Annotated in this window: 10 protein-coding genes; 1 reads left to right on the top strand and 9 read right to left on the bottom strand. The window is 35.0% G+C overall.

Going from position 1 to position 10,550, the window contains the following annotated elements; translation table 11 throughout:
- Positions 1–319: 319 nt before the first annotated feature.
- The 8 genes from J2T59_RS03205 to J2T59_RS03170 all read right to left on the bottom strand — a co-directional run bounded on the left by J2T59_RS03205 (position 320) and on the right by J2T59_RS03170 (position 8,129).
- Positions 320–643: a hypothetical protein gene (locus J2T59_RS03205; RefSeq protein WP_259133868.1), complete on the bottom strand. Its 324-nt coding sequence runs from the start codon at positions 641–643 to the stop codon at positions 320–322.
- Positions 644–699: 56 nt separating this feature from the next.
- Complete coding sequence (gene artB / locus J2T59_RS03200; protein WP_259133865.1) at positions 700–1,242, bottom strand: archaeosortase B; 543 nt, start codon at positions 1,240–1,242, stop codon at positions 700–702.
- Between the two features lie 215 nt (positions 1,243–1,457).
- Entirely contained in the window at positions 1,458–2,225 is a 768-nt protein-coding gene (locus tag J2T59_RS03195; RefSeq protein ID WP_259133863.1) for a hypothetical protein, read from the bottom strand.
- Positions 2,226–2,577: 352 nt separating this feature from the next.
- The gene (gene sso10a / locus J2T59_RS03190) at positions 2,578–2,841 is read right to left on the bottom strand and encodes an Sso10a family chromatin protein (RefSeq protein ID WP_259133860.1); all 264 of its coding nucleotides are present in this window, start codon (positions 2,839–2,841) and stop codon (positions 2,578–2,580) included.
- A gap of 107 nt (positions 2,842–2,948) precedes the next feature.
- Complete coding sequence (locus tag J2T59_RS03185) at positions 2,949–3,440, bottom strand: hypothetical protein (RefSeq protein ID WP_259133858.1); 492 nt, start codon at positions 3,438–3,440, stop codon at positions 2,949–2,951.
- 37 nt (positions 3,441–3,477) lie between these two features.
- Positions 3,478–4,119 carry a hypothetical protein gene (locus tag J2T59_RS03180; RefSeq protein ID WP_259133853.1) on the bottom strand — a complete coding sequence of 214 codons (642 nt, stop codon included), beginning with the start codon at positions 4,117–4,119 and terminating at the stop codon, positions 3,478–3,480.
- Positions 4,120–4,188: 69 nt separating this feature from the next.
- Complete coding sequence (locus tag J2T59_RS03175) at positions 4,189–5,856, bottom strand: COG1361 family protein (protein WP_259133851.1); 1,668 nt, start codon at positions 5,854–5,856, stop codon at positions 4,189–4,191.
- A 50-nt stretch (positions 5,857–5,906) separates the two neighbouring features.
- A complete protein-coding gene (locus J2T59_RS03170; protein ID WP_259133849.1) occupies positions 5,907–8,129 on the bottom strand; it encodes a hypothetical protein in 2,223 nt (740 codons plus the stop codon).
- Positions 8,130–8,944: 815 nt separating this feature from the next.
- Between J2T59_RS03170 and sso10a (J2T59_RS03165) the strand changes: the two genes are divergently transcribed.
- Positions 8,945–9,193 (top strand): Sso10a family chromatin protein, encoded by a 249-nt coding sequence (sso10a, locus tag J2T59_RS03165; protein WP_259133847.1) that lies wholly within the window; start codon positions 8,945–8,947, stop codon positions 9,191–9,193.
- 20 nt (positions 9,194–9,213) lie between these two features.
- On the opposite strand, the gene J2T59_RS03160 is transcribed toward sso10a (J2T59_RS03165), so the two are convergent.
- Positions 9,214–10,410, bottom strand: coding sequence for a gluzincin family metallopeptidase (locus tag J2T59_RS03160; RefSeq protein ID WP_259133846.1), 1,197 nt, complete (start codon positions 10,408–10,410; stop codon positions 9,214–9,216).
- Between the last annotated feature and the right edge of the window lie 140 nt (positions 10,411–10,550).

Raw genomic sequence — 10,550 nt, 5'->3', positions numbered from 1 at the left:
ACTTTTTCATTGATCTGAAAAAGAAGATGATCTTTCATTATGAGTTTCTCATATACTTCAGGGCCATAAACAAACGTTGTTTGATTGCTTTTACTAACAGAATACATTTTTATCACAATTTAATCAATTAATTTATAAATTAATTTTCTTAATTGGATATAAGTATGTCTATTCATTATGATTATGGGCTGAAGAAAAGATTGATGTCAAGAAAAATCAGTAATTATATTATTTGAACTGGTGACTTTTCCGACAGTCTCTTCATCATCCAATCTTACTGCTTTTAAAATTGTAAAGTGATTTTTAGCTTTAACTCAAGTTATGCATTAAAATCCAGGTGTTTATTTACAAGAACAAACCACAATATAAATGGAAAAGCAGCTCTTCCAATTGAATATAAATAAAACAACTCACTAGCTATCGATGTGTAAGTGAACTGAAAATAAATTATAGCTATAGTGAATAAAAAAATTATAAATGAGCCTACACCAATATATTTTGCTCTAAGTTTATTAGTGACAGGTGTGGCAAGTACCAAAGCAATAAAAGGTATTAAGTTCATTGGAAGATAAAAAGTGAAAAATGTTAGAGTAGATAATGTTCGATCACCAGTTTCAAAATAATTAATAGTTGCTGGCAACATTATTATAAATAGAATTGTTAAATAAACTAGAAATTTACCCAAAAATAAAAAGAATCTCATTTTTTCACTACCTGTTCAATCCAAACTATAACTACAATCGCAATAATTATTAGAAGAGTTACTTGCCAAAAATAGTAATGGATATAATCAAACAAATCAGGATTCCATACTCCAACAACTGAAAGAGAAACTAGCCTTACCATATTAATACCAAGGATAGCAGGTATACCAAACGCTAGACCAATCAACTTTTTAGAGATTGTAGTTGAATATGCCAGAACACAACTTGCGTATACAAGGATCTCATAAATACCTGTACATTCATCAATTACACGAAGCGACATGTTTTCCAGATAAACAAAAGAACCTGTATAATAATTTTCAATGCCTAAAACGTTCAGGATAATGCCAAGAGATGTAGCTGTAATATCTCTTGTGAACTGAAGGTCATCTTTTATGACAATATAGATAATAGTGAACACGAGTATGTAAAAAACGTATAAGCCAATGAACTTTGTAAGTGATCTGTTTTTTTCAAAATATTCCTTAATTGATGTTATAAAACCACTTTTTTTCACTGGTCTTTTTCTTTTGCTCATTGTTCACACCATTCTCTATCAAACGCATAAAATGTGAGAGAAAACAAGTTAACGTACGAGTATTTCTCTAACATCATATTAGATGTAGAATATTATAATAAGATGAGAATCAGTGTTATGAAGCTAAGTTACCTATTATTTTTAGTAAATCACTAGCTGCATATTTAAATTAAAATGATATATAATAAACAAACCGCTAAGTATATTTCAAAATATTAAGAGTCAAACAACTTTGGTTTATCTTTCTCTTTAATATCTATAGCTTCAACACCTTGAACAGTGTGATTAATATCAGGATTTACCATTTTATTTAAAAACTTATTTTTTCCAGCAAGTATATTTTCAATGGTTATGATAGAACTTTCATTTATCTTAGTGAGTTTACCTTTATCATATTTTTCCATGCTCATATAATCAGAGATGCATTTACAAACACCATTTTTCTTATCATCAGGATTACTATCTTCCAAAAAAACTATACAACCCTTGAAACCAAGCTTTTTTGATATGTAATTGAGAGCATATCCAACACCATAATGACATGCCACCCCAGGCATTATATACTTATATCCATCCTCTTTTTTTCTTTTTAGCCATGATAAAAGGTTAGAATCATTATCTACAATTAATATTTGATCTTCAGCTAATCCATATTTTTGAAGAACATCTAGCATTTTACCTAATGAACACGGTACATCACAGTTCATTCCATCTAATTTCAAGCATTTACTATCTTTGCGGCCATATATGGGATGGGTCAATGGACACTTTACTTCACCGTTTGGTTTTGCACAGTAAGGAAGAAAAGCAACAGCTTTATCCAATTCATCCTGTACAATTTCATCCAAATTTATATCAGAAGGCGATAATACAATCTGGCTATTCTTAAGAACTTCATTTTGATCATAAAACCCGCATCTCTTGTTCACTAGATACTTGTTCAATGAATATGGCAAAAAGCCATACATTATTTCTTTTAGCATGATATCCTCCATATTAGTCTAATTATATTAACATACTAATTATGTGTAGACAGATATGTGTGTTTTGATTGTATTTAACATCACTATGTACATTTATATTAAATATATGGCAACAAATATTAGAAAATTTGATAGTTTTGTTGCCATAGATGTATATGGATATACACGGTGCCACATTATGACATTCCTATTTATAGTTTATGAACAAGATATCAAGTGTTAGATTTTATCTCATATGACAAAGAAGTAAAGTAAAGAAAGAAGAAAAGTTTTTTTCGTTAGTTAAGAATTAAGTAATATGCTAAATACAAATTAAGCAATAGCACTTATTTAGATTCATAAAAATATATGTTCAGATTATTTTTTCATTGTTATCTAAATCCAACTCCAATGTCTTAGCAAGTTTCTGAAATGTTTTTCCTCTTTCTGTTGTAATATACTTATCTCCTTTTTTTTTGATCAAGTTCTTTTTAATCAGCATATCTAGATACTTGTTAGCTGTAATGAAATTCAAATTGGCATTATACACAATTTGAGTTTTATTAGCACCTTCCATTGCAATATCCAAGATTTCTTCTGTTATATCTATCCTGCTTCTTCGCTTAATGATAACCACTCCCTTCTCATAGTATATCAGCCAAGAGAATTGTGCCTGATTAAAAATATTATTACATTCAGTGCAAAATCAAACATACCATGAAATGGTTTTTTTACCAAGTCACGTTAATTCTTTGGCCGATGTCTGATCAAAGCAATTGTAACTAAGATAGCTATAACACACATTATAGTGGATATTGCTGGTAAGTTATTTTGATTAGATGCAACAATATTTAAATCACTAATTTTATCTCCTGGACTTGCTGTGTCCATTAATTCTAATCCGCTCATTTCTGCTTCCATTCCATTCACTAATATCTCTAGATCCCCATAATTATCAAGACCTGCAGGAATCAACAATACGTTCGATGAACTTTCGCCATAGATTCCTTTTTGTTCTACCACAGAACTACTTATGACTTGACCGTCCAACATCACAACAATCTCAGTTCCTTCAAGAGCCGGTTCTCCATTTACGTGAATTGTTCCTTCAGCAAGTAAAGGGAGTTTTGGTGTATCGGCTGTAGCCACAGGTAAAGAAGATATTACAAGCATAAACAAAATCAATATCTGCAATATTACCAAAGACTTACCTTTTCCTTTCAATTTAACAAACATATTTACCCCACCCCCATCATTTATAAGATTTAATTCATTATTTATTCCTCAACACGCCTACAGCTATAAGCACCATGAACAGTAATAGAACTAGTGCATATAGATATACAGAACTTCCTTCTGGTGTTGGAACTGGTGCTGAAATCTCATCTGTTTCTTCAAGTCCATCGCTAATTCCTGGGCTTGGTAGAACACTTTCTTCAGTACTGTCCCCAGTATCGTCAATTCCATCTACTTCATCTTGATCTCCAGGTGGTGCTGCCATTCCGCCACTACTTTCCCTAGGTGTTGGAGAATCATTATCTGAACCGCCATTTTCTGGAGTAGTAGCTGCTAGATTAAGTTTTATAAGCTGACCTGATTTTGCATTCTCAATTGAATCCGGATTCATTATGTTTGCTTCTACACCATTGACATAGAATTTAAGGTTAGATATTCCAGATTCAGGAATTAATAATGTATCATAACCACCAGATTCTGAGAGTGTACTTCTAGTTATCTGATCTTCTCCTAACTTAACAGTAATAGTTGTACCTGGACTTGCAGGTTCTCCATCTAATGTAACTTCACCATCTAAAACTATTGGAAGTTCAGGTGAAGCCATAGACATACTCGATAACAAGATTAGGAGTTGTAATACTAATGCTACTTTAATGATATTTTTTTTAAAGTTACTCATTTTATCCCCCATAATAATAAAATAAGGTGAGAGGTTTAAGTTCTCTCACCAAGTATTTTCCACATCTGTTCAAAGTGAACTCAAGGTGGTCTCCTCAGTCACATCTATCCAGTAGCCAATATATGGATTCATCTCAAATACGTCAGTACCTACATGCACACCAGAAATTGATCCAGATTCCCCTTGGTGTCCAATCTGCTCATACATGCCAGGAATTGCTGGATTAAATGGTCCTTTAATTAAATGATAGGATTTATCTATCGATTTAAGTGCAATATCTGCTGGTAAAGTATCCATTGATGTATATCCAATAGCATTATATCCTGGATATAATTTTAAACTACCTGGAGCTGCTGGTACAAGTGGTTTAAGGTATTCTTCATCTACTGTTTGTTCTGTTCCAGAGTATACCCAATATCCTTTCAATGGTTCAACCTTTTCTGCAAGTTCCCATGGCATTTGACTGCCTTGGTAGGCTTCACTTGCATTATAGTATAGTACCACATGGTCTTCAACATCTTTGAACACATTATGAATACTTGAGTTTTCAAGTTCATGTGGTATAGATATGAAATTCCATCCTTCCATTAGTTCCATTCCTTCGATTGGAGCGGAAATGTATATTGCGTTGTTACCAGCAACTGCAACCTCATTCAGGTTCATATCCTTGAGGACACCACTGAACTGGTAGTCACCAGCAGTCTCAGAAGCTTCAACTGTGTAGGTGAAACTTCCCTGGCCAATAACTGTGAAGGTCAAGTCATTTCCGTCAACAGATACCTGTGCGGAATCCAGACTGGAACTCACATAGCTAAAGCCTGCTGGAAGAGTCTCAGTTACCTGAGCAAATGCACCGTAATTGGATGCAGTGATGGTTACAGTAAACTCGTCACCGGGTCCAACTGAAGCTGGCATGCTTCTAATAGCAGATGCTTCATCATCAACAGGAATATCAGATACATTGATGGATGTAGCACCAGCAACTGCAACCTCATTCAGGTTCATATCCTTGAGGACACCACTGAACTGGTAGTCACCAGCAGTCTCAGAAGCTTCAACTGTGTAGGTGAAACTTCCCTGGCCAATAACTGTGAAGGTCAAGTCATTTCCGTCAACAGATACCTGTGCGGAATCCAGACTGGAACTCACATAGCTAAAGCCTGCTGGAAGAGTCTCAGTTACCTGAGCAAATGAACCGTAATTGGATGCAGTGATGGTTACAGTGAACTCGTCACCGGGTCCAACTGAAGCTGGCATGCTTCTAGTAGCAGATGCTTCATCATCAACAGGTGTATCATTGCCATTGCCATTGCCATTGTCAACAGGAGTATCAGATACATTGATGGATGTAGCACCAGTAACTGCAACCTCATTCAGGTTCATATCCTTGAGGATACCACTGAACTGGTAGTCACCAGCAGTCTCAGAAGCTTCAACTGTGTAGGTGAAACTTCCCTGGCCAATAACTGTGAAGGTCAAGTCATTTCCGTCAACAGATACCTGTGCGGAATCCAGACTGGAACTCACATAGCTAAAGCCTGCTGGAAGAGTCTCAGTTACCTGAGCAAATGCACCGTAATTGGATGCAGTGATGGTTACAGTGAACTCGTCACCGGGTCCAACTGAAGCTGGCATGCTTCGATCTATTGAAGCATCTGCTGCAGCGGTAGCCGGTAATATGAGTGCTATTGCTGCCATCATTGCTACCAACAATAAAATTGTTCTTTTTTCAATCATTGGTTAACCCCCAAAAAATTGAAGTGAGTAAACATTTGTTTACTCCCTCCTTATTGATTCATATACGCATTTATCAATGATACTACCTGATCAAGAGTTGGACTTTCTCCATTAGAATTCATGTATTCATTAATAGCTGCGATTACATCTTCCAGTGTTACTGGTTCATCGATACCATTGTTGTTGTCATTGTCCTCATCGTTTACATTGTCAGCGATATACTCTGGTGGAATGAACAATCTACCATTCATGTGAGTAACAAAGTCCATGTTTACTGGATTATATCCTTCTGATGCGGTTCCAAGTACTTCGTGATCTCTTTGAATGTAGAGACCATCTACACATGTCCAGTCTTTACTGCAGTCAGCATCGAAAATCTTGATACTAAATCCAAGTTTACCGTCAAGAACCATATCTTCTTCAATTAAGCTAAGAAGATCTCTTTCACAATGGGCAAACCATGTATATTCACCATTGCTGTATTTCTTCAATGGAACACCAATGTCTTTATCGTGAATTACTACTTTAGTATTGTTTTCGTAGAAGAATTCACCATCTATAGTTACATCGGTAAGTCTTATGTCGCCTACAGTAACTGTACCACTGTTGTCCATATCAATGTATGCTGGTTCAGTAACATCAAACCTGTTATTTTGATTTAAATCAGCATATCTAAGAAGTTCTTCGATTGGCATGAAATGGTCAGTTAATACATAAGTTGCGTCTTTGTTACACATGAATACCTTGTTGGATGACTCTGGCCATTCTTCAAGACCATAGAATGGACTGCGTACATCACTGATTGGTTCATAAACTCTGTAGTCACCAACTGTTACGAACATGTCATGTGGAAACTCCCAGCCATAGCCATTAGATACCTCAAGCGTATAACGCGATTCGTATAGTTGCTGGAAGTACAGTTTATCTGGACATGTCCAGGTACCTGTTGCATCGGAGTCTATGTATCCAATTATGTCATTAATATTACCTATTGTCTTTAATTCCCAACCTGCATCAGCATCGTCTGTAACAGTAGGTCCAGCTTTCACAATTGTACCAGCTTCTCCAGCTTGGCCTTTAGTCATATCTCCTTTTGCAAAGAGAGGAACGTCAGTAAGTCTGAAGTCGCCATCTGAGACGTCACCAGATCCATCCACATCTATATAGAGAGGGTCTCCAAGTGAATAACCACCAATTCCATCAATATCTGCATATTTTATGCTATTTTGATCCATGGGAGTGGTAGCGTATGGTGCTCCAAGATCGAATCTGTCACTAAAAGTTACCTTGGTCTTTCTATCATATTCTGTTGATACGCCAGTAAGTCTGATATCACCAACAGAAACACTTGGGCTACCATCCATGTTAATGTAGATAGCTGTTGGTTCGTCCCTTAACTGAACAAGTGTTGCTTCAATTGGAGTCAATGCATATGTTGCGTCCTTGTCACCCTGGACTACTTTTGTACCACATTCTGGAACACATTCCTCATCAGGTGGTATGTAGAGTCTTACATCATTTATTGTAACTACATTCTGGAACCAGTCGTGTACATTTGGTGCTCTTATGTAGAGTTTGTCTGGGCATGTCCAATCGCCACTGTCGTCTGCATCGACATATCCAAGAAGGTCAGATGCCTGTCCACTACCAATAGCAATAAGTTCTTCTCCACGGTCAGCATCTCCGGTTCTAACGACACTCCATGCTTCATAGCCCCATTCTCCAGCTTCCCAGAGAAGTGTACCATATTCACCTTCAACCATTTCAAGAGAATAAACGTCTACTGGTGGTACAGCAGTTAATCTAATGTCACCTGAAGATACTACGCCATCTCCATTTACATCGACATATACTGGATCATACAAATCATATATTCCATTTTCATTAATGTCCATATATTTTAATGGTACATCAATTATTTCTGATATAACAGTAGTCCCAACTCCGTCTGCGTCAGTATCATTTACTTTGGTGTTTGGTTCATATTTGTCATGCCAGTTCGAGAGTCTGATGTCACCAGGGGCAATTACCCTGTCTCCATCTACATTCGTGACATTTCTCATACTAACATACACATAACCATGTGTTGTCTTAACAATCTCTGTTTCAGGATCAACATCATTTAATGTGAATACTGTTTCTTTATCACATTGTTCAACAATAGTACCACATGGTTTCTCCCAGCAGAACTTCACATCGTCTGCTGCAGAAACGCCTGTCATTGCCAGACATACTATTGCTGCGAGTAAAATTAAACTCAGTTTCCATCGCATATCTTTTAACCTCCATACTGTAAAAATTCAAATTTCCTTTTGTTTATTCATAGCCAGCTACGGACTCATGCAAGGAAAACTGGTAATTCCAAAAATGTGTGTTAGAACAATACAAATGACCGAAACAATTACAACACACAAATCTGGCCCCCACTCCTTTACCATAACTGCCACATTACTCTGTATAAAATGGAAGTATTAAATAGCAATAAGAACATGAAATAAGAAAATAAAGTTCAAAAGACTCTTTGCAAACAATGATCAGTAACAAATATTCAAAACAATTCTCTTTTGAATCTAGTAATAAAATACCATGAAATAAAAGATCAACTTAACTATCAAAAAAATAGTAAAAAAAGTAGATCAATGTGGTCATTAGGAATGAACTCGTGGGTCCAAGAGAGATTGTTTAATTATGAGGGGATGAATGTCATGGCTTCAACCCTTTAGTTACAGTAGACCCACGAGATCAATAAAACCCCCAACCATTCCCACTATAACCACAATAGCACATATCTTTCTAACCTATTATATAGAAGTATGAAACTATATTAAGAACTTGAAATCCTAACTTAAATAGTTCAAGTCTAGCATATTTTTACACACGTATAACTAATTTCAGCCCGATATAACCATATTTAGTCCAAAAATTTATAACTCTATTAATATAAAAATTAGACAAGTATATATATAGCTTAGTTCCTTATTAAAGTATAGGGGAAATGGGTCTGAATTACAGTCCTAAGAATGGTTACTGAACAAACACATAAAACGCATCAGAGAGTACTGCTTATCATTAAGCGGGGGTTATTAATATGAGAAGAAGTAAAACAGATATTGTGTTAGACATATTGAACATATGTTCATGTGGTGCAACGAAGACAAGGATCGTATATGGAGCTAACTTGAACTCAAGGATAGCTAAGAGATATATAGATGAATTGAAAGAAAAAGATCTCATAGTTCAGGAAAACAACATATTTATCATGACAGAAGATGGTAAAAGATATAGAGATAAGACCAAGGAGCTAATGAGTATTTGGGATCAGAGGATCAAAGTTTGATTGAATAAGGTTGATTCTTATTAATTTTTATATCCATATTTTTTATACAGTGTAACAAAGGCTTTATTGTACACATAATGAGTCTCACGGAAATTATCTTTATCTAAATTTTCTGGGATTTCCCATTTATCCAAATCTATCGAATAAATGTCTTTGTTTTCATAATATGTATTGAACATATTAATTTTCTTTTTTTCTGCTTTTACTTGATCTATGTTTTTTAGAACAAGGTATGTATAGAGTTCTGCATAACCTTCATCCAGCCAGGCATGTTCATACATTTCATTCCTTGTCCAGTAATGAGCTATTTCATGAATTAGAGTGATTTCATTTTCACTATGTAAAAGGTATATTCCAGCTGAACCTTTATTTAGTCCGCCGTAACCCCATGTTTCATATCTTATGGATTGATATATATTTATATCGTAGTTGTTGGGGTATGGTGTACCTGTAAGCTCTTCCATTAGATGTAATGACGTATTCGCATATTCTATCATATGTTGGGCCCATTCATCTTCACCTTCATAGTAATGTACTATGATAGATATATCTTCATTGTTTGAGTATACTTTTTCAATCGTTTCAGTCCTTTTGAGGTCTGATGAGTGTACTTCAATCAAATAATTGCGGTTCCATTCATCTATACCAATAGCTGACATTGATGTTGAATCCTTATCATGATCCCTATACTCAACTGAAATATCATCAAATGGAAAATATAGAATATATTCTTCTGGGTACAATATAGTTACATCAACGTTATTACCACGTTCATAAAGATAAAATAAAAATAGATCATCTGATACTATTTCATCGACTGGTTTTTTGTATTCTATGTTGAATGAATAAGTATCACTGTACCATACACGTTCATCAAATTCAATTTTATAATAACCCGGTTCAGTTTCAGCTTCATAAAAGTTTAGGGTATTCGCGCCATTATATACATTAACCTGTTCAACATTACTTGGGATTGCAGTATAGATGTAATTATAGTATCCCCTCCTATAATTAGTAGAAATATCAGTATTCTTGAAAAAAAACTCTTTACTAACAATTACCTCAGACTGGGCTGGTACAATCTCATAACTCGAACTTATTTCAATAAATGGAACCTGTTCATGTGATGAGGATATTATTATGAGCTGGGACAATAGGACAACTATTAGTATAGCCACTAAAACTAGATGTAATAATTTATTTTGATCAAACCTCATCGATCCGCTCCATACCCATTAACAAAGCTAGTTAGGTAAACCAATTTTTTTTGAGTATGGAAAGCTTATCTTTAAAAGACATTAAGTTTGCGATTTAAGTTTCTAAACTAAGTTACATTATAAAAAAATAGTTTCCTTTT

This window comes from Methanosalsum natronophilum (assembly GCF_024808815.1).
In the GTDB taxonomy this organism is placed as follows: Archaea; Halobacteriota; Methanosarcinia; order Methanosarcinales; family Methanosarcinaceae; genus Methanosalsum; species Methanosalsum natronophilum.
The sequence above is the reverse complement of the archived record's forward strand: the minus strand, read 5'-3'. Positions and strand labels throughout refer to the sequence as shown.